This is a genomic window from Streptomyces sp. Xyl84 (genome assembly GCF_059731885.1).
Genome location: NZ_AP029182.1, coordinates 6,293,524 through 6,313,213, shown reverse-complemented (window position 1 = coordinate 6,313,213; position 19,690 = coordinate 6,293,524). Strand labels below are relative to the sequence as shown.

The following is a 19,690-nucleotide window of genomic DNA, read 5'->3' as shown; positions in this document are numbered from 1 at the left end:
GTCCACAATCCACCGCCCGTCCACGGATCCTTGCCGGGCTCTTCTGCCCAACCCCTGCGCGCCGTACCGTGATTCACGCGAGGCGCCGTCCGCGGGCTCACGACGGCGGCCCGTACCCACCCGGTCGCACCACCGCCACCGAGGTGTGCGACACCAACCGGACACGCGGCCGGGCTCCGCACGGAGCGCCCGGCTGTGCGCGAGACTCACCGCCACCGGCGGACACACCCCCACGCAACCGCACGAACTTCTACGGAACGCGAACCTCCTCGGCACACGGACCTCCACGAAGAACGAGCCCCCGAGACAAGCGGGACTCCCCCCACGAGAAAGGTCGTCGCCCATGGACCGGGCAGGATCCCAGCCCAGCCGACGGCGCCTCCTGAAGGGCGCCGCCCTCGCCGCCGTCCCCGCCGCCTTGCTCCCCGCCGCCCGCGCCACCGCGCGCCCCCGTCCCCTGGCCACCGACTACCCGCCCACCGACTGGCAGCCCGCTTCGAGTTCCAACTACACGGCGTCCGACCGGCCCAGCAGCTACTCCCTCGACCGGGTGATCATCCACGTCACCCAGGAGACCTACGCCAACACCCTGGCCATCTTCCAGAACCCGCAGAAGAAGGTGTCCGCGCACTACCTGGTCCGGTCCGCCGACGGACACGTCGCCCAGTGCGTCCGCGAATCCGACATCGCCTGGCACGCGGGCAACTGGGACTACAACACCCACAGCATCGGCATCGAACACGAAGGGTGGGTGGACAGACCGGCGTACTTCACCGACGCGCTGTACGAGCAGTCGGCCCGGCTCACCTCGGCGATCTGCGACCGGTACGGGATCCCCAAGGACCGCACGCACATCATCGGGCACTACGAGGTGCCGGGCACGGACCACACCGATCCCGGTCCCAACTGGGACTGGGTCCGCTACCTGAGAATGGTCAACTTCGACTGACCGGGACCGTCCGCCCGCGCGGCGCCCCGCCCGCCCGTGGCCACGCCGGGTCACCCGCGCGCTGCGCGTGCGGCGGGACCCCGGGCGGAGCACGCTGGAAGCCCGCACCCCGGGGCATGCCACCGGCGTGCGGCGCGAGCGGACGGACAGGCGCGGCCGAAGGAGGTCCCAGTGGCGTACGGCGATCCCGGACGGCCCGTGGACGAGACCTCGGCAGCCATGCTGGAGGCGCTCTTCACCGGCTCACCGGTCGGACTCCATCTGCTGGACCCCGAGCTGCGGGTGGTGCGGCTGACCCCCGGGACGCCCGCCATGCGGGGAAAGTCCGCCGGCGACCTGACCGGGCGGCCGATGCGCGAGGTCTACCGCATGGTCGAGGACAACGACATGGAGGCGGCGCTGCGTGAGGTGCTGAAGACCGGCGAGCCCCTGCGGCAGCGGCTGGTGCGGGCGCGTGTCGAAGGGGATCCGCCCGAGGAGCGCTGCTTCGAGACGACCGCCATGCGTCTGCAGGGCCGGCGCGGGGAGGTACTGGGTGTGGCGGTCACCGCGGTCGACGTCACCGAACGCGAACGGGGACGAGCCCGCACCAGGGTCCTCGACGCCGTACGGCGCCGGGTGGGGCGGACGCTGGACCCGGTGGTGACCGGTGAGGAGCTGGTCGAGGCCGTGGTCCCGCAGTTCGCGGACATCGCGGTCGTGGAGGTGGTGGAATCGGTGATCCGGGGCGACGAGCCGCCGCCGGCCCCGCTGCCGCCGGGCACCCCGCTGATGCGCACCGCCTTCCGCAGCGGCACCGCGCACCCGCCGCAGGCGCACCCGGTCGGCGACGTGCGGCGGCTGCCGGCGCCCACGCCCTTCACCCAGGCCCTGACCGACCTGCGCCCCCGGATCGTCCCGCTGCGCCCGGGGGCCGAGTGGATGCCCGCCGACCCGCCGCGCACGCACGCCATCCGCTCCGCGGACACCCACACGCTGCTGGTGGTGCCGCTGGCCCTGCGGGACACGGTACTGGGCCTGGTCAGCCTCTACCGGTCGGGCGACTCGCCGCCCTTCGACACGGGCGACCGGCGGCTCGCGGTGGAGCTGGCCGCGCACACCGCCCTGTGCGTCGACAACGCCCGGCGCTATATCCGCGAACACACCATCGCCGCCACGGTCCAGCGCCAGCTGCTGCCCCGCCGCCCCGAGTCCCACGCGTCGCTGGAGACCGCCTACCTGTCGGTCACCGGCGCCGATCCCGGCGCCTGGTACGACACCATCGCCCTGTCCGGCGCCCGCACCGCTCTCGTGGTGGGGAACGTCTCAGGGCGGGGGCTGAACGCGGCGGCCGGCATGGGCCAGCTGCGCACGGTGCTGAGGTCGCTGTCGGCGTTCGACCTGCCCCCCGACGAACTGCTGGCCCGGCTGCACGACACGGCGGCCCACCTGGCCCAGGAACGGGCGAGCCTGCCGCCGGGTGATCCCCTGCGCCGGGAGGCACTCACCGCGAACTGCGTCTACGCGGTCCACGATCCGCTGACCGGCACCTGTGTGATGGCGGCGGCCGGTGATCTGGCGCCCGTCGTGATCCGTCCCGACCGCACCGTCAGCGTCCCCGACACACCGGCCGGGCCGCCCCTGGGCGTGGCGGAGGACTCACCGTTCGCGACGGCCGAGATCGACGTGCCCGCCGGGAGCGTGCTGGTGTTCACCAGCGACCCCCTGGTCACGGCCTACCTCGCCGACTCCTGCCGGCAGCTGCGGGCCGTCTCGGACTATGCCGAGCGGCCGTTGCAGGATTTGTGCGACGCCGTCGTCTACGCCCTCCCGGACGGCCTCGGCACGGGCGACGCCGCGGTGATCGTCGCCCGCACCCGGTCCTTCCCGCCCGGCGCGTTCGCCTCCTGGCGGCTCGACGACGACCGCGCGTCGGTGGCGACCGCCCGCGCCCGCGCACGCGACCGGCTCGCCGAATGGGGCGTGGACGAGGAGACCGCCTACCAGACGCAGATCATCGTCAGCGAACTCGTCACCAACGCGCTGCGGTACGGGAGCGCGCCGATCGAACTCCGGCTGATCCACGACCGTACGCTCACCTGCGAGGTGCGCGACGCCGGCCAGGCCGCTCCGCACCTGCGCCACGCCCGGACCGCCGACGAGGGCGGACGCGGCCTGTTCGTCGCCGCCCAACTGGCCCGGGCCTGGGGCGTGCGGTACACGGCGGCGGGCAAGACCGTGTGGACCGAGCAGTCTCTGGCCGACGACGGCCACTGACACCCGCGTCGCTTCGCTACCCTGACCGCACCCCTCCGCATGCGCGCCCGCGGTGCCGCTCCTGGGCGACCGCCTCGCGGCACGCGGCACCCCAGCGATCACCGGAGCCGCCCGATGCAGGTCCGCCGCGTCGTCCCCAACGTCCGTTCCGAGGCCCTGGAGGAGAGTGCGGACTTCTACGGACTGCTGGGCTTCGAGGAAGTCATGAACCACGGCTGGATCCGGACGCTCGCCTCCGCGGTGAACCCGGCCGCGCAGATCAGCTTCATGGGCGAGGACCGGACGGCTCCCGTCACGCCCGACCTGAGCGTCGAGGTCGACGACGTCGACGCGGCCCACGCCGCGCTGCGGGAGCGCGGCGCGGAGATCGTGCACCCGCTCACCGACGAGGAGTGGGGCGTACGCCGGTTCTTCGTCCGGGATCCCAACGGCCGCGTCGTCAACGTGCTGGGACACCGCTGACGGCAGCCGAGGGCACTCGAAGACACCCGAAGGAGTGCGTTTTCCCGTCCGTCGCCGTGCCACAGGCCGCCGGTCACCGCCCGGGCCGCCGGCTTCTGCTGCACTTCCCTGAGTCCGCAGGGAGTTGACGAGGCATCAGGGGGCAGGGTGAGCACAGCGGGACGGGTGGTGAGGCGCCGCGCCGGGCGGTTCGCGGCGGTGGTGAGCGTTCTCCTCGCCGGCGGCGCACTGACGGGTACGGGAACGGCCCACGCGGGAACGGCACAGGCCGGGACGGGCCTGACGGGGACGGGCCTCGCGGGCTCGGCTGGACGGACCGGTGGCACGCACCGCGCCGAGGAGATCGCGCCGGGTGTGGAGTACCGCGAGATCGACCTCTCCGGGATCCACGGGAAGGCACGCGCGCACCTGGTCAGCGTCGATCTGGACAACAAGCACGTCCGCGTCGGCCTGCTGCACCCGGGAGCCGTGGCGGCGCGGAGCACCGTGTCCCGGCTCGCCGGCTCCCAGGGAGCGCTCGCGGGCGTCAACGGCGACTTCTTCGACATCACCGAGACCCAGCATCCGGGCGTCCCGGCGACCGGTTCCCCGGTCGGCCCCGAGATCGCGGACGGGAAGGCGCTCAAGGCCGCCGTGCCGCGCGGGCAGCGCTTCGGGCCCGCCCTGCCGTCCGGCACCACCACCGAGGACGTGCTCGGCGTCGGCACGGACCGCACGGCCCGCCTCGACCGGCTGGCCCTGTCCGGCTCGGTGACCACGCCCGAGGCGGAGCTGGGGATCGGCGGGTTCAACCAGTACGCGCTGCCGGTCGGTTCGATCGGCGCGTACACCTCCGACTGGGGCGGTCTCTCCCGGGAACGGGCCGTGTGCGGCACCGACGGGGACCGCGGCGCTCCGTGCAGTACGGACACCTACGAGGTGACGGTCCGGGACGGCCGGGTCGTCGCCACGGCCGGCAGACCCGGCAGCGGCGGCATTTCCGCGGGCACCACGGTCCTGGTGGGCAGGGAGGCGGGGGCGCAGCGGCTGCGCAAGCTGTCCAAGGGCGAGTCGGTGAGCGTCGAGCACCGCCTGACGGCGGCCTCCGGCCGGGCGTACGCCTTCGCGATCGGGGGGTTTCCGGTCCTGCGCGGGGGCGCCGCGCTGCCGGGGCTCGACGGCACGACGTCGGCCGTGCGCACCGCCGTGGGGATCGCGGACGGAGGGCACCGGCTGCTGCTCATGGCGCTGGACGGCGCGTCCGAGTACCGCGCCGGCCTGACCGTCGCGGAAGTCGCCGCCACCCTGCGGGACCTGGGGGCGACGGAGGGGTTCAACCTGGACGGCGGCGGCTCCAGCACGCTGGTCGCCCGGAAAACGGGCGCAGGGGCGGTCAGCGTCCTCAACCATCCCAGCGGGGGCGCCGAACGAGCGGTCGCGAACGGGGTCGGGGTGTTCCCCGGCGCGTGACGCGCACCCCCGGAGAACGGACTCCGGCCGGGGCCGCGGCTCTCAGGGCCGCAGGCTGCTGACCATCTCGGCGGTGACCACCAGGCAGTCGTGGATGGTGGGGGCCATGCTGGAGCCGGCGAGGAAGAAGCCGAGCAGACCGCAGACGAGGGCGTGCGAGAACTTCAGCGAGCAGTTGCGCACGAAGATGATCGCCAGGATCGCGAGCAACAGCACCACAGAGATGGAAATGGCCATCGTCAACCTCCTCCGCCACGCCCACTTCGCGGCTTTCGGCGGCAAGTGTGGCGTAGCGGAGGGTTCGTCCGGGCGGCTGACGTGTCCGCCGAACGTGTGGTTCTGCGGTTGAACTACGGCCGGCTCACGGCCGCGCCTTCCGGTCCTCGCGCGCGTCCAGGAAGGATGCCAGGCCGGCCAGGTCGTCGGTGTTGAGGTGGTCGACGCCGGCGGAGAGGAGTTCGGCCCAGAGCGCGTCGCGGGCCGGTCCGGCCTCGTCCGGCGTGGCCCAGAACCGCACCTTCTGTCCGCGGGCGTGCGCCTGGCCGACGATGCCGCGCAGCGTGCGCCGCTCGGCCTGCGGGAAGGGCCCGTAGCCCAGCCAGGTGAAGGTCGACGTCCAGTTGTCGCTGATCAGCGGGACGAACGACGCGGGTGCCGGGCCGCCGAGGTCGGTGAGCCGGCCGTCGTAGAAGGCCCGGCGTACCGTCTGCGCCTCCATGGGCGCGCGGGCCGCGCGGTCGCCGGAGATCACGGCGGTGACAGGTCCGGGGCGGACGCGCCCGTGCGCGTACGTGGTGAACAGGTGCCGGTGGCGAGTCAGGTGACGGTCGAGGGCGAGGTAGGTGGCGGCGCCCTCCGTCTTGATGTCGATCAGCAGTTGCAGGGGCCTGGGCCATCCCCGGTGGACCCAGCGTGGTTGGCCCTGACGCGGGCGGCCAGCGGGTCGAGGTAGAGGGAGGCGAGGGTGCGCCGGGGGTCGAGATCGGCCGGGTCGTGGGCGACCAGAAGCTCGCCGTCCACGAGGTGGATGTCGGCCTCGACGCTGTTGAAGCGGTGGTCGAGGGCGTCCAGCAGGGGCCGCGGGTGTGCGTAGTCGTTGTGGGCGTGGGCGTGCCACAGCGGGTGCGGGCCGCGCCGCCGTTCACTTGCGGCGGCGTGCGCGGCGGGCAGCGCCACGGTGCCCGCGAGGACGGCGCCGAGGGTGGTGAGGGCTCTGCGACGGGTGGTGAGGGCCATGCTCTGCCTCCCTTGAGGAGCGTACGGAGACGTACGGGACCTCCGGGGAGTATGCGGGGCGCGGGTGCGCGAGCGGCGTGCGCCGGTGAGGAGTTGGCCGGATGGTACGCGTCCGTTCACCCGCCGGCGGCGGGCGCCGCGGAGGCCCGTCCCCACGGCGGACGCGGGGGGACGGGCCTGTCGGGGCGCCGGTCAGGGAGCCGGCTCGTGCGCGGCGGGCGGCCCGGGGAGGTCGACGAGGGAGGCCAGCGCGTCGCGGTGGGCGCCCGCGGTGCCGTAGGCGATCGAGTCGGCCTTGGCCCGCTTCAAGTACAGGTGGACCGGGTGTTCCCAGGTCATGCCGATGCCGCCGTGCAGTTGAAGGGCCTCTTCGGCGGCGTGCACGGCGACGGTCGCCGCGTAGGCCTGGGCGACGGCGACCGCCACGTCGGCGTCCTCGTCGCGGGCGAGCGCGTCGGCCGCGTTGCGTGCGGCGGCGCGCAGGTTGACGGTCTCCAGCCACAGCTGGGCGAGCCGGTGCTTGAGCGCCTGGAAGCCGCCGACCGGCCGGTTGAACTGCTTGCGCTCCTTCAGGTGACGTACGGTCTCGGTCAACGCCCAGTCGGCCAGGCCGAGTTGCTCGGAGGCGAGCAGTCCGGCGCCGGCCCGCAGGGCGCGGCGCACGGCGGGTCCGGCATCGCCCAGCCGGCGGCCCTCGGCCCCGTCCAGCCGCACGTGTGCCACCGGGCGGGTCAGGTCCAGGGACACCTGCGCGGTGACGGTCGCGGCCGGGGCCTCCACCGCGTACAGGCCTCCGTCGTCGGCGGGCACCAGCAGCACGTCGGCGATCGCCGCGTCGGCGACGGCGGTCACCTCCCCGGTCAGGACGCCGTTCTCCCGCCGTACGACGGCGCAGGGGACGCCCGGAGCCGTGTGCAGACCGACGGCGAGCACACCGATTGACGCGGCCGACGCCAGCTCGGCGACGAGGTCGTCCGCACGGCACGCCAGCAGCGCCTCGGTGGCCACGACGGCGCTCGTCAGGTAGGGCACGGGCGCCACCGCGCGGCCCAGTTCCTCCACCACGACGGCGGCTTCCCGGTGGGTGGCGCCCTGGCCGCCCAGTTCCTCGGGCACCAGCAGGCCCGCGAGGCCCATGCCGTCGGCGAGCGTCTTCCACAGGGGCACGTCGTGCGGGGTGTCCGTCTCCACCCGCGCGATCACGTCCGCCGGCCGGCAGTGATCGGTGAGCAGGTCGCGTACGGCGGCGCGCAGCGCCTCTTCCTCCTCGGAGTGGAGGAGGTCCGGCTGGGTGCTCATCGGGCCAGGTCCTTCCAGGCGACGTCCTTGTCGGTGCGCGGTTCGGCGGGCAGGCCCAGCACGCGTTCGGCGACGATGTTCAGCAGGATCTCGCTGGTCCCGCCCTCGATGCTGTTGCCCTTGGACCGCAGGTAGCGGTAGCCGGCGTCGCGACCGGTGAAGTCGACGAGTTCGGGGCGGCGCATGGTCCAGTCGTCGTACAACAGCCCCTCCTCGCCGCGCAGTTCCACTTCCAGGCCGCTGATCTGCTGGTTGAGGCGGGCGAAGGCGAGCTTCATGCCGGAACCCTCGGGGCCGGGCTGCCCCGCGGCGAGCTGCTGGCGCAGCCGCTCACCGGTGAGGCGGGCCACCTCCGCCTCCACCCACAGCTTCAGCAGCCGCTGGTGGAGGTCGTGGGTGCGCAGTGCGGGACGTTCGCGCCAGGTGCGGGCGACCGGGCCGATCATGCCGCCCTCGCGGGGCAGGCGCATGCCGCCGATGGAGACGCGCTCGTTCATCAGGGTGGTCTGCGCGACCCGCCAGCCGTCGCCGACCTCGCCGAGGCGGTGCGCGTCGGGGACGCGGACGCCGGTCAGGAAGACCTCGTTGAACTCGGCCTCGCCGGTGATCTGGCGCAGCGGCCTGACCTCCACGCCGGGGTCGGTCATGTCGCACAGGAAGTAGGTGATGCCCTGGTGTTTGGGCAGGGCGGGGTCGGTGCGGGCGATGAGGATGGCCCAGCGGGCCAGGTGGGCGCTGGAGGTCCACACCTTCTGCCCGTCGACCACCCAGTCCCCCGCGCCGTCGCGGACGGCTCGGGTGCCGAGCGCGGCCAGGTCGGATCCGGCGCCGGGCTCGCTGAAGAGCTGGCACCAGACCTCCTCACCGGTCCACAGCGGCCGCAGGAAGCGCTGTTTCTGCTCGTCGGTGCCGTAGCGCAGGATGGTCGGGGCGGCCATGCCGAGGCCGATGCCGATGCGCCGCGGGTCGTTGTCGGGGGCGCCCGCCGCCTCCAGTTCGGCGTCCACGACGGCCTGCAGGGGTCGCGGGGCGCCGAGGCCGCCGAGGCCTTCGGGGAAGTGCACCCAGGCCAGGCCCGCGTCGAAACGGGCGCGGAGGAAGCCGAGGCGGTCGGTGCCGCGGGGCGGATGCGCGGCGAGCAGTTCGCGTGTGCGGCGGCGCAGTCCGTCCGCGTCGAGGGTGTTGCCGCTCATGCGGCGGCTCCTTTCTCCGGTCCGGGCACCACGGCGATCCGTCCGGTGGTGACACCGTCGGCGACCCGCTGCACGGCTTCCGCGGCGCCGTCCAGCGGCACCCGCTCGCTCACCAGCGGCTTGATCGCGCCCCGGGCGGCCAGTTCGGTGAGCCGGTCGTGGCAGTGCCGGACGAGCTGGGGATTCCTGGTGTTGTACAGGCCCCAGTGCAGGCCGAGGATCGAGTAGTTCTTGACGAGGGCGTGGTTCAGCGCCGGGCTGGGGACGGTCCCGCCGGCGAAGCCCACGACGACGATCCTGCCCTCGAAGGCGACGGCCTTGGCGGACTGGGCGTACGCCTCGCCGCCGACCGGGTCGTAGACCACGTCGGCGCCCCGGCCGCCGGTGGCCTCCTTGACGGCGGCGACGACGTCCTCGCTGCGCCGGTCGACGACGACGTCGCAGCCCAGCTCGCGGGCCACGGCCGCCTTGGCGGGGCCGCCGACGACACCGATGACGGTGGCACCGGCCGCCTTGCCGAGCTGGACGGCCGCGCTGCCGACGCCGCCGGCCGCGGCGTGCACGAGCAGCGTCTCACCGGCCTCGATACGGGCCCGGCGGTGCAGGCCGAACCACCCCGTCTGGTAGCCGATGTGCAGGGCCGCGGCCTCGGCGTCGTCGAGCGACTCCGGGGCGGGCAGCAGGGCGGCCGCGTCCGCGACGGCGTACTCGGCGAAACCGCCGTGGGGCAGCGCCGGGGTGGCGAGGACCCTGCGGCCGTCCTCGGTCTCCGCGCAGATCTCCACGCCCGGGGTGAAGGGCAGCGGCGGCCGGACCTGGTACTGGCCCCGGCACAGCAGCGCGTCCGGGAAGTTGATGTTGGCGGCCCGTACCGCGAGCAGGACCTGGCCCTCGCCCGGCGTGGGCCGGCCGGTCTCCTCCAGGCGCATCACCTCGCCCGGCTCGCCGTTCTCGTGCACTCGCCATGCCCGCATGCGCCGCCTCCACAGGTACTGGGTCAGGAACCGCGTCGTCCGTCCGGTCGACGGCATACTAAGCGGTCGCTTGCTCTCAGGGGAACAGGCGGCCCGGGCGGACACGGAACCCGGGCGGACACGGAACCCGGCCCGGCGCGGGGAACCCGGGCGGACACGGCGCGCGGGCGCGGGGCGGGCCGTCTTCCGTACGGTCTCCCCGGTCGGGCCGGCCCGCCAGGCGCCGAGAGCCCCGCCGGAAGACCCCCGGGGGGCGAGGCCCCTCAGTCGTCCTCGCCGCCGGAGCCGCGCCGCGACGGCCGCGCCCGTACGTGCATCCGCTCGCCCTGCGGGCCGAACAGGCTCAGGAACTCCACCGGCCCCTCACCCGTCGACCCGAACCAGTGCGGCACGCGCGTGTCGAACTCGGCGGCCTCCCCCGCCGCGAGCACCACGTCGTGGTCCCCCAGCACGATCCGCAGCCTGCCGGACAGCACGTACAGCCACTCGTAGCCCTCGTGGGAGCGCGGGACCGGTTCCTCCTGGCGCTGCGGTTCGAGCACCTTGTACGCCTGCAGACCGCCGGGCTGCCGGGTCAGCGGCCAGTGCGTGCGCCCTCCGCGCACGATCGGCTTGGCCCGCACCCGGGGGTCCCCGACCGGGGGCGCGCCGACCAGTTCGTCGAGCGGCACCTGGTGGGCCTGCGCGATCGGCAGCAGCAGTTCCAGGCTGGGCTTGCGCAGGCCGGACTCCAGCCGCGAGAGGGTGCTGACGGAGATCCCGGTCGTCTCCGACAGGGCCGCCAGGGTCACCTCCCGCTCCTTGCGGATCCGCCGCAGCCTCGGTCCCACACCCGCCAGTACGTCGTCCGTCGTCATCCCGCCATTGCAGTTTCGGCAAACACGTTTGTCAATCCCGCAGGGCTCGCGCGACTGTCGTGCGGGAGAGGGAGGTGGTCACGATGACCGAGACCGAGAACGCCGCCGGGGCCGAGGGACACGGAGTCGCCGCCGGGGCCGAGAGCCACGAAGTCGTCGTCGTCGGAGGCGGCGCGGCCGGGCTGTCCGCCGCACTGGTGCTGGGCAGGGCCCGGCGCCGCACGCTGGTCGTCGACGCGGGCGAGCCGCGCAACGCGCCCGCCGCGCACATGCAGGGTTTCCTGACCCGGGACGGGATGTCACCGGCCGAGTTCCTGGCCGTCGGCCGGGAGGAGATCGCACGGTACGGGGTCGGTCTGGTCCGGGACCGGGCGGTCGACGCCGTGCGGGACGCGGACGGAGAGTTCGACGTGACCCTGGCGAGCGGACGCACCGTCCACGCCCGGCATCTGGTCGTCGCCACCGGGCTGCGGGACGAACTGCCCGGGATCGCGGGCCTGGCCGAGCGGTTCGGCCAGGACGTGCTCCACTGCCCCTACTGCCACGGCTGGGAGGTGCGCGACCAGGCCTTCGGCGTGCTCGGCACCACCCCGCTGAGCGTGCACCAGGCGCTGATGGTGAGCCAGTGGTCCAAGGACGTGACCCTGTTCCTGCACCAGGTCGGTGAGGACGAACTGTCCGACACCGACCTGCGCAGGCTCGCGGCGGCCGGCGTGAAGGTCGTGCCGGGCGAGGTGACGGAGGTGGTCACCGGATCCGGCCGGCTCACCGGGGTCCGGCTCGCGGACGGGGCGACGCACCCCCGCGACGTCCTGTTCGTCGCGCCGCGCGCGGTGCCGTGCAACGACCTGCTGCTGCGGCTGGGCGCGGAACTGCGCGAGACACCGTTCGGCGCCTACCCGGTGATCGACGAACGGGGCCTGACCACCGTGCCCGGCCTGTGGGCGGCGGGCAACGCGAGCGGTTTCGCCGAGCAGGTGATCAACTCGGCCAGCCGGGGCTACCGCGCCGGCGCGGCGATCAACGGTGAACTGCTCTTCGCCGACCTGGACGCGGCGATCGGGGCCGCGGAGGCGGAGCCGCCCGCGAAGGCGTAGCCGCATCGCGGGGTGCGGGCACGGCCACGCACCTCCGCGCGCGGCAGCGCGGGACAGCGGCCCGCGCGCACCGGCGCGGGACAGCGGCGCCAGGAGGCCGCCACCGGCCCGCCCGGCCCGTCCGCCCGCGCACACGCACCCCGCACCCCGCACCCCGCACCCGCGCGGGGGTGTAGGAGCGCGCCCCGCGGTGCACCCTTACTGCATGTTGCTCGCCCGGCTCGCACAGGTGTCCCAAGACGTCGCCGCCACCTCCGCGCGGTCCCGCAAGACCGCCCTGCTGGCGGAGCTGTTCCGGGAGGCGGCGGCACAGGACGTGCCGATCGTCATCCCGTACCTGGCCGGCAGGCTCCCGCAGGGGCGGATCGGCGTCGGGTGGAAGGTGCTCGGCCGCCCGGTGCCGGCGGCCGCCGAACCGTCCCTCACCGTGCGGGAGGTGGACGCCCGGCTCAGCGAACTGGGCAAGGTCTCCGGGGCCGGTGCGCAGAGCGAACGCGCCCGGCTGGTGGAGGAGCTGATGGGCGCGGCGACGGAGGACGAGCAGCGGTTCCTGCGGGGGCTGCTGACCGGCGAGGTCCGTCAGGGCGCGCTGGACGCGGTCGCGACGGAGGGGCTGGCAGCGGCGACGGGCGCCCCGGCGGCGGACGTACGGCGGGCGGTGATGCTGGCGGGGTCCTTGCAGACGGTGGCGCAGGCCCTGCTGGCGCAGGGGCCGCCGGCGCTGGAGCGCTTCCGGCTCACCGTGGGCCGTCCGGTGCTGCCGATGCTGGCGCACAGTGCCTCCTCGGTGGCGGAGGCCGTGGAGAAGCTGGGCGCCTGCGCCGTGGAGGAGAAACTGGACGGGATCCGGGTCCAGGTGCACCGCGACGGCACCACCGTCCGGATCCACACCCGCACGCTGGACGACATCACCGACCGGCTGCCCGAGGTGAGCGCGGCCGCCCTGGAGCTGCCGGGCGAGCGGTTCGTCCTGGACGGCGAGGTGCTCTCCTTCACCGCCGACGGCCGGCCGCGCTCCTTCCAGGAGACCGCCGGACGCGTCGGCTCCCGGCTGGACGTGGCCACGGCCGCCGGGGCGGTCCCGGTCTCGCCGGTCTTCTTCGACGCCCTGTCGGTCGGCGACCGCGACCTGCTCGACCTGCCGTTCGCCGAACGGCACGCCGAGCTGGCCCGGCTGGTCCCCGAGCCGATGCGGGTCAGACGGACGCTGGTCGCCGGGCCCGAGGACACCGGCCGGGCGGAGGACTTCCTCGCGGACACCCTCGGGCGCGGTCACGAGGGCGTGGTCGTCAAGGCGCTCGACGCGCCTTACAGCGCGGGCCGGCGCGGCGCTTCCTGGCTGAAGGTGAAGCCGGTGCACACGCTGGACCTCGTGGTGCTGGCCGCCGAGTGGGGACACGGCCGCCGCACCGGCAGGCTGTCCAACCTGCACCTGGGCGCCCGGACCGCCGACGGCGGCTTCGCGATGCTCGGCAAGACGTTCAAGGGCATGACCGACGCCCTGCTGGCCTGGCAGACCGGACGGCTCCAGGAGCTGGCCGTGGAGGAGAAGGGGTGGGGCGTGGTCGTACGCCCCGAACTGGTCGTGGAGATCGCCTACGACGGCCTGCAGCGCTCCACCCGCTATCCGGCGGGCGTCACCCTGCGCTTCGCCCGGGTCGTGCGCTACCGCGAGGACAAGCGCCCCGAGGACGCGGACACCGTGGAGACGCTGCTGGCCGCGCACCCGGAGGTACGGCCGTGACCGGGGCACGGGGCGGAGGGGACCGGTGGAGCAGGCGGAGCGCCGGGCTGCTCCTCTTCCGGCGCACCGGCGCGGAGGACACACGGTCCAGCGGGACGGACGGCACGCGGCGCACCGGCGCGGACGACGGCGGTCTGGAGGTGCTGCTCGGTCACATGGGCGGCCCGTTCTGGTCCCGCCGCGAGGCGGGCGCCTGGACCGTGCCCAAGGGCGAGTACGCGCCGGACGAACCCGCGCTGCGGGCCGCCCGGCGCGAGTTCCGAGAGGAGCTGGGCGTGGCGCCGCCCGACGGCCCGGCGCTGCCGCTCGGCGAGGTCCGGCAGGCGGGCGGCAAGACGGTGACCGTCTGGGCGGTCGAGGGCGATCTCGATCCGGCGGCGGTCGTGCCCGGCACCTTCACGATGGAGTGGCCGCCGCGCTCCGGGCGGACGCAGGAGTTCCGGGAGCTGGACCGGGTGGCGTGGCTCGGCCTCGACCGTGCCCGTGCGGTGATCGTCACCGCGCAGAGCGCGTTTCTCGACCGGCTGGCGGAGCACTCGCGCTGAGGAGGGCCGCACGCGTTGCGGCGGGCAGCGCGGCGCGCGAAGGTCGAAGCACAGCCCGCTTGCAGGGAGGTCAGCCATGTCCATCGCCACGGTGAACCCGGCCACGGGCGAGACGATCAAGACGTACGAGGCCATGGGCGAGGAGGAGACCGAGCGCCGGCTCCAGCTCGCCGAGGCCACCTTCCGTACGTACCGGACGACGTCCTTCGCCGAGCGGGCCGCTTTGATGAACCGGGCCGCCGAGCTGCTCGACGAGGACCAGCAGGAGATCGGCCGGATCATGACCACCGAGATGGGCAAGCCGGTCAAACAGGCGCGCGCGGAGGCCGCCAAGTGCGCGAAGGCGATGCGCTGGTACGCCGAGCACGCCGGGGAACTGCTCGCCGACGAGGAACCGGCCGCCGCCGACGTCGCGGACTCCGGGGCCTCGCGCGCCCTGGTGCGCTACCGGCCGCTGGGGCCGGTGCTCGCGGTCATGCCGTGGAACTTCCCGCTGTGGCAGGTCGTGCGGTTCGCGGCCCCCGCGCTGATGGCCGGGAACGTGGGCCTGCTCAAGCACGCCTCGAACGTGCCGCAGACCGCCCTGTACCTGGAGGACCTCTTCCACCGGGCGGGCTTCACCGAGGGCTGCTTCCAGACGCTGCTGATCGGCTCCGGCGCGGTCGACGACATCCTGCGCGACGAGCGGGTGAGGGCGGCGACCCTGACCGGCAGCGAACCGGCGGGCCGGGCAGTGGCGTCCACCGCCGGGGAGATGATCAAGAAGACGGTGCTGGAGCTGGGCGGCAGCGACCCCTTCGTCGTGATGCCGTCCGCCGACATCGACCGGGCCGCCGAGGTCGCGGTGACCGCGCGGGTGCAGAACAACGGGCAGTCGTGCATCGCCGCCAAGCGGTTCATCGTGCACACGGACGTCCACGACGCCTTCGCCGAGCGGTTCGTGGCCGGCATGCGGGCGCTGAGGACGGGCGACCCGATGCGGGAGGACACCGAGGTCGGGCCGCTCGCCAGCGAGCGGGGCCGGGCCGACCTGGAGGAACTGGTCGACGACGCCCGCCGCGGCGGGGCGGCCGTCCTGTGCGGCGGCGAACGGCCCGACGGCCCCGGCTGGTACTACCCGCCGACCGTACTGGCCGGCATCACCCGGGAGATGCGCATCCACCGCGAGGAGGCCTTCGGCCCGGTCGCCACGCTCTACCGCGCCGCCGACCTGGACGAGGCGGTGCTGATCGCCAACGACTCGCCGTTCGGCCTGAGTTCGAACGTGTGGACGCGGGACGAGGCCGACGTGGACCGGTTCGTGCGGGACCTGGAGGCGGGCGGGGTGTACGTGAACGGGATGACTGCCTCGCACCCGGCGTTCCCGTTCGGCGGGGTGAAGCGCTCGGGGTACGGGCGTGAGCTGTCCGGGCACGGAATCCGCGAGTTCTGCAACATCACCACGGTGTGGCACGGAGCGTGAGGCTTCCGCGGCTACGATCGCCTTTGTGAACCGCGAAGTGACACTCCCTCTGATCGTCGACGACCGCGGTACCTTGCAGGTGTCCGCGGCCGACGTGAGCAAGCTGCTGCGGACGGTGGGCGGCCGGTGGCTGCGGCTGGTGGAGGCCGGGCAGGAGGGGCTCGACGAGGACACGGTGGCCGCCCTGACCATCGAACTGGCCAAGCTGGCCGACCGGATCGACGTGGCGTGCATCGCGCACAGCAGCGGAGCGGCCTCGGGCTGAGGCGCGCGGCGCGGACGGCACGGGGCGGGCGATTTCACCACCGCGGACGGGGGCGGGCGGCACGGTCCCCGCAACGCCCGGCGGCGCGACCGCACCTCCCGGCGCATCGCACCGCACTTCCCGGGGCACCGCACCCCGGCCGCCACGCCGGCCGCACCGCACCGCACGTCCCTGCTCCCCCCGGACCGCTCTCGCGGCCGCACCGCGCCTCCCGGCGCATCGCCCCCGGCCGGCCGCACCGCATCTCCCGGCACGGACACCTTCCGGCCGCCCCGCCCCACCGCCGGCCGCCGCGCGCCTGCCGGCCGCACCGCGCCCTCCCCCTCCCCGCGGCACCGGCCCCGTCCCCGCGCGCTCACTCCCCCGCGGCGTCCGGCCCTTTCTCGCCCCCCGCGCACGGCGCGCGCGACCCCGTTCGTCGTGCCGTCGGCGAGCGTCGCCTCCGCCCGCTCACCCCGCCCCCTCCGGGCTTCCGGGCCGCCCCCTCTGACCAGCCCTTTTCCCGCCGTCGAGCCCGGTGTCCGCACCGCGCCGACGGGGCTTCCGGGCCCGTGGGGCGCCGCCCCGCCGTCGCCGGATTGGAGTAGTCCGGCGAGAGATCGTCGCTCTCCCGGGTGATCGTGGGTGGACCACCCTTCTGGGTGCACCACCCTCTGACCGGGAGGCCACCCGCCTCCCGGAAGGCGAAAGCAGGCACGGATCATGGCGACTTTGTGCAGGCCCTCGGTGTCCGTTCCAGAGCACGTCATCACCATGGAGGAGACGCTGGAACTCGCACGGTCCCACCACGCGGACCACCCGCAACTCGCGCTGGCCCTCCGGCTGATCGAGAACACCGGCGTGCGTACCCGGCACATCGTGCAGCCCATCGAGGAGACCCTGAAGCACCCGGGCTTCGAGGAGCGCAACAAGCTCTACGAGCACGAGGCCAAGGCCCGGGTCCCCGCGGTCATCCAGCGGGCGCTCGACGACGCGGAAGTCCTCACCACCGACATCGACGTGATCATCTACGTCTCGTGCACGGGCTTCATGATGCCCTCGCTCACGGCGTGGCTGATCAACGAAATGGCCTTCGACTCGACCACCCGTCAGATACCCATAGCCCAGTTGGGCTGTGCGGCGGGCGGCGCGGCGATCAACCGCGCGCACGACTTCTGCACGGCCTACCCGGACGCCAACGCGCTCATCGTGGCCTGCGAGTTCTGCTCGCTGTGCTACCAGCCCACCGACCTCGGCGTCGGCTCGCTCCTGTCCAACGGCCTGTTCGGTGACGGCATCGCCGCCGCCGTGGTCCGCGGCACCGGCGGCACGGGGGTGCGCCTGGAGCGCAACGGCTCGTACCTGATCCCCAAGACCGAGGACTGGATCGCGTACGCCGTCCGGGAGACCGGCTTCCACTTCCTGCTGGACAAGCGGGTGCCCGCCACCATGGAGCCGCTCGCCCCGGCTCTTCAGGACCTGGCGGGCATGCACGGCTGGGACGCCTCCGACCTCGACTTCTACGTCATCCACGCGGGCGGTCCGCGCATCCTCGACGACCTCAGCAAGTTCCTGAAGGTCGACCCGCACGCGTTCCGGTTCAGCCGGGCCACGCTCACCGAGTACGGCAACATCGCGAGCGCCGTCGTCCTGGACGCGCTGCGCCGGCTGTGCGACGAGGGCGGCGTCGAGGACGGTGCGCGCGGGCTGCTCGCCGGGTTCGGGCCCGGCATCACCGCGGAGATGTCCCTGGGCAACTGGCAGATCGGGGACGGGGCATGACCGAGAACACACTCATCCCGCCCGACCGGGCAGGTGAGGAACTGTGCCCGGTGCGGCACTGGCCCGCCCTCGACCTGACCGGCGTCGACTTCGACCCGGTGCTGGCCGACCTGATGGAGGAGGGGCCGGTCACCCGGATCGAACTGCCCAACGGCGAGGGCTGGGCCTGGCTGGTGACCCGCATGGACGACGTCCGGCTGGTCACCAACGACGCCCGGTTCAGCCGGGAGGCGGTGATGGACCAGCAGGTCACGCGGCTGGCCCCGCACTTCATCCCGTCCCGCGGCGCCGTGGGCTTCCTGGACCCGCCCGACCACAACCGGCTGCGCCGTTCGGTCGCCCCCGCCTTCACGGCGCGCGGGGTGGACCGGATACGGGACAGCGCACGGCGGATGCTGGACGAACTGGTCGACGGCCTCATCGCGGCCGGTCCGCCCGCCGATCTCACCGCCGCGGTGCTCAGCCCGTTCCCGATCGCGGTGATCTGCGAACTGATGGGTGTCCCGGCGGCCGACCGGCACGGCATGCACGGCTGGACCCAGCTGATCCTGTCCTCCTCGCACGGCGCCGACGTCAGCGAGCAGGCCAAGGAGGAGATGGGCGCCTACTTCACGGAACTGATCGACGCGCGCGCGGACAGCGGGGGCGAGGACGTCGCCTCGCTGCTCGGCACCGCCGTGGGGCGCCGTGAGATCACCCTGGAGGAGGCCGTGGGACTCGCCGTGCTCCTGCAGATCGGCGGCGAGGCGGTCACCAACAACAGCGGGCAGATGTTCTACCTGCTGCTGACCCGCCCGGAGCTGGCCGACCGGCTGCGCGCGAACCCCTCGGTCCGCCCGCAGGCCATCGACGAACTGCTGCGCTACATCCCGCACCGCAACGCGGTCGGGCTGTCCCGGATCGCCCTGGAGGACGTGGAGATCAAGGGGGTGCGGATCCGGGCGGGCGACCCGGTCTACGTCTCCTACCTGGCCGCCAACCGCGACCCGGACGTCTTCACCGACCCGCAGAGCATCGACTTCTCGCGCAGCCCCAACCCGCACGTGGCGTTCGGTTTCGGCCCGCACTACTGCCCGGGCGGCCAGCTGGCCCGGATGGAGTCCGAGCTGCTGGTGGACGCCCTCCTGGACCGGCTGCCGACGCTGCGGCTCGCGGTGGCGCCGGACGAGGTGCCGTTCAGGAAGGGCGCGTTGATCCGCGGGCCCGAGGCCCTGCCCGTGGCGTGGTGAGCGCCGATGACGACGATCGAGCCGCCGCTGACCACGCTCGACGATCCGGAACTGGCCGTGTCCGGCGTCGCCGCGGCGGACGGCCTGCTCGTGCCGCCGGGCCACGGCCGGGTGGTCGAGACGGCCGCCCAGCGCGTGACGTTCAAGGTGACCGGCTCGCACTCGCGGACCGCCTCCACCTTCGAGGTGGAGGTCCCGCCGGGCTTCGACGTGGGAGCCCATGTGCACACGCGCAGCGAGGAGTTGTTCTACGTGCTGGAGGGTGAGCTGGACGTGCTCGCCTTCGAGCCGCGGATCCGGACGCCCGACCGCTGGCAGAAGTGGGAGTCCCGCTCGGGCAACCGCGTGGTGCGGGCGACCCCGGGCACCGTCATCGTGGTGCCCCCCGGCTGCCCGCACGCCTTCGCCAACCCCACGGACAGCCCGGCGAAGATGTTCTTCCAGGCGTCCCCGCCGCCGGACCACGAGCGGTACTTCGAGGAGCTGCTGGAGATCCTCGGCAACGGCGGCCCGCCGGACCACGCGGCGATCGAGGCCCTGCGACGCCGCTACGACATCGAGCAGCTGACGCCGCTCAGGCACCGCTGAGTCCCGGCACCGAGTGCCCCGCCCGCGTACGACGGGCGGGGCACGGGTGCTGCGGGCGGTTCAGCGTTCGGCGAGCTTCGCCACCTTGGCGGTCAGGGCGTCCACGGCCTTGCCGAGGTCCGCCTGGCTCTTGCCCAGCGCTTCGGTCAGGCGCTGGACGGCCGCGGCCAGTTCCAGGTTGCTCTTGGCCACGAGGAGGCCGATCGTGCGTTCGGCCTCGGCGATCGCCGTGGGATGGGCGGTGAGCGCGTTGCGTCCGGACACCTGCTGGTGCTTGCTCTCCGCGTCCTTGAGCTGCTGCTGCGCGGTCGTCGCCACGAATCC

General features: G+C 73.9%; 17 protein-coding genes and 2 pseudogenes. 12 read left to right on the top strand and 7 right to left on the bottom strand.

Annotation, left to right across the window (positions count from 1 at the left end):
• The first annotated feature begins 343 nt into the window (after window positions 1-343).
• From AC6I72_RS27505 to AC6I72_RS27490, 4 genes are all read left to right on the top strand, one after another.
• Window positions 344-949 carry an N-acetylmuramoyl-L-alanine amidase gene (locus tag AC6I72_RS27505; protein ID WP_498003820.1) on the top strand — a complete coding sequence of 202 codons (606 nt, stop codon included), beginning with the start codon at window positions 344-346 and terminating at the stop codon, window positions 947-949.
• A 171-nt stretch (window positions 950-1,120) separates the two neighbouring features.
• Window positions 1,121-3,205 carry a SpoIIE family protein phosphatase gene (locus AC6I72_RS27500; RefSeq protein WP_498003819.1) on the top strand — a complete coding sequence of 695 codons (2,085 nt, stop codon included), beginning with the start codon at window positions 1,121-1,123 and terminating at the stop codon, window positions 3,203-3,205.
• A 114-nt stretch (window positions 3,206-3,319) separates the two neighbouring features.
• Window positions 3,320-3,667 (top strand): VOC family protein, encoded by a 348-nt coding sequence (locus tag AC6I72_RS27495; protein WP_498003818.1) that lies wholly within the window; start codon window positions 3,320-3,322, stop codon window positions 3,665-3,667.
• 147 nt (window positions 3,668-3,814) lie between these two features.
• On the top strand, window positions 3,815-5,116 hold the full coding sequence (locus AC6I72_RS27490; RefSeq protein ID WP_498003817.1) for a phosphodiester glycosidase family protein: 1,302 nt from the start codon (window positions 3,815-3,817) through the stop codon (window positions 5,114-5,116).
• A gap of 42 nt (window positions 5,117-5,158) precedes the next feature.
• Here the strand turns inward: AC6I72_RS27490 and AC6I72_RS27485 are convergent, their stop codons facing one another.
• The 6 genes and pseudogenes from AC6I72_RS27485 to AC6I72_RS27460 all read right to left on the bottom strand — a co-directional run bounded on the left by AC6I72_RS27485 (window position 5,159) and on the right by AC6I72_RS27460 (window position 10,675).
• On the bottom strand, window positions 5,159-5,353 hold the full coding sequence (locus tag AC6I72_RS27485) for a hypothetical protein (RefSeq protein WP_078883938.1): 195 nt from the start codon (window positions 5,351-5,353) through the stop codon (window positions 5,159-5,161).
• Window positions 5,354-5,477: 124 nt separating this feature from the next.
• Window positions 5,478-6,352 (bottom strand): annotated as a pseudogene (locus tag AC6I72_RS27480) (phosphatidylinositol-specific phospholipase C/glycerophosphodiester phosphodiesterase family protein).
• A gap of 192 nt (window positions 6,353-6,544) precedes the next feature.
• On the bottom strand, window positions 6,545-7,651 hold the full coding sequence (locus tag AC6I72_RS27475; RefSeq protein ID WP_498003816.1) for an acyl-CoA dehydrogenase family protein: 1,107 nt from the start codon (window positions 7,649-7,651) through the stop codon (window positions 6,545-6,547).
• A complete protein-coding gene (locus AC6I72_RS27470; protein ID WP_498003815.1) occupies window positions 7,648-8,844 on the bottom strand; it encodes an acyl-CoA dehydrogenase family protein in 1,197 nt (398 codons plus the stop codon). Before AC6I72_RS27470 ends, AC6I72_RS27475 begins: the two co-directional genes overlap by 4 nt.
• Complete coding sequence (locus AC6I72_RS27465) at window positions 8,841-9,818, bottom strand: NADPH:quinone oxidoreductase family protein (RefSeq protein ID WP_498003814.1); 978 nt, start codon at window positions 9,816-9,818, stop codon at window positions 8,841-8,843. The genes AC6I72_RS27470 and AC6I72_RS27465 overlap by 4 nt, the downstream gene beginning before the upstream one ends.
• 263 nt (window positions 9,819-10,081) lie before the next feature.
• Window positions 10,082-10,675 carry a helix-turn-helix domain-containing protein gene (locus AC6I72_RS27460; RefSeq protein WP_498003813.1) on the bottom strand — a complete coding sequence of 198 codons (594 nt, stop codon included), beginning with the start codon at window positions 10,673-10,675 and terminating at the stop codon, window positions 10,082-10,084.
• Window positions 10,676-10,758: 83 nt separating this feature from the next.
• Here AC6I72_RS27460 and AC6I72_RS27455 point away from each other — a divergent pair, with 83 nt between their 5' ends.
• The 8 genes and pseudogenes from AC6I72_RS27455 to AC6I72_RS27420 all read left to right on the top strand — a co-directional run bounded on the left by AC6I72_RS27455 (window position 10,759) and on the right by AC6I72_RS27420 (window position 19,366).
• Window positions 10,759-11,772: an NAD(P)/FAD-dependent oxidoreductase gene (locus AC6I72_RS27455; protein WP_498003812.1), complete on the top strand. Its 1,014-nt coding sequence runs from the start codon at window positions 10,759-10,761 to the stop codon at window positions 11,770-11,772.
• Window positions 11,773-11,977: 205 nt separating this feature from the next.
• A complete protein-coding gene (locus AC6I72_RS27450) occupies window positions 11,978-13,516 on the top strand; it encodes an ATP-dependent DNA ligase (protein WP_498003811.1) in 1,539 nt (512 codons plus the stop codon).
• A complete protein-coding gene (locus AC6I72_RS27445) occupies window positions 13,513-14,061 on the top strand; it encodes an NUDIX hydrolase (RefSeq protein ID WP_498003810.1) in 549 nt (182 codons plus the stop codon). The genes AC6I72_RS27450 and AC6I72_RS27445 overlap by 4 nt, the downstream gene beginning before the upstream one ends.
• Window positions 14,062-14,137: 76 nt before the next feature.
• The gene (locus AC6I72_RS27440) at window positions 14,138-15,523 is read left to right on the top strand and encodes an NADP-dependent succinic semialdehyde dehydrogenase (RefSeq protein ID WP_498003809.1); all 1,386 of its coding nucleotides are present in this window, start codon (window positions 14,138-14,140) and stop codon (window positions 15,521-15,523) included.
• Between the two features lie 25 nt (window positions 15,524-15,548).
• Window positions 15,549-15,788, top strand: coding sequence for a DUF6213 family protein (locus AC6I72_RS27435; protein WP_366724134.1), 240 nt, complete (start codon window positions 15,549-15,551; stop codon window positions 15,786-15,788).
• A 696-nt stretch (window positions 15,789-16,484) separates the two neighbouring features.
• Window positions 16,485-17,549, top strand: a pseudogene (locus tag AC6I72_RS27430) (type III polyketide synthase); the annotation flags it as partial.
• A complete protein-coding gene (locus AC6I72_RS27425) occupies window positions 17,546-18,778 on the top strand; it encodes a cytochrome P450 (RefSeq protein ID WP_498003808.1) in 1,233 nt (410 codons plus the stop codon). The pseudogene AC6I72_RS27430 and the gene AC6I72_RS27425, both read left to right, overlap by 4 nt.
• A gap of 6 nt (window positions 18,779-18,784) precedes the next feature.
• On the top strand, window positions 18,785-19,366 hold the full coding sequence (locus AC6I72_RS27420) for a cupin domain-containing protein (RefSeq protein ID WP_498003807.1): 582 nt from the start codon (window positions 18,785-18,787) through the stop codon (window positions 19,364-19,366).
• Window positions 19,367-19,426: 60 nt separating this feature from the next.
• Here the strand turns inward: AC6I72_RS27420 and AC6I72_RS27415 are convergent, their stop codons facing one another.
• Entirely contained in the window at window positions 19,427-19,684 is a 258-nt protein-coding gene (locus AC6I72_RS27415; RefSeq protein ID WP_498003806.1) for a hypothetical protein, read from the bottom strand.
• Window positions 19,685-19,690: the final 6 nt, after the last annotated feature.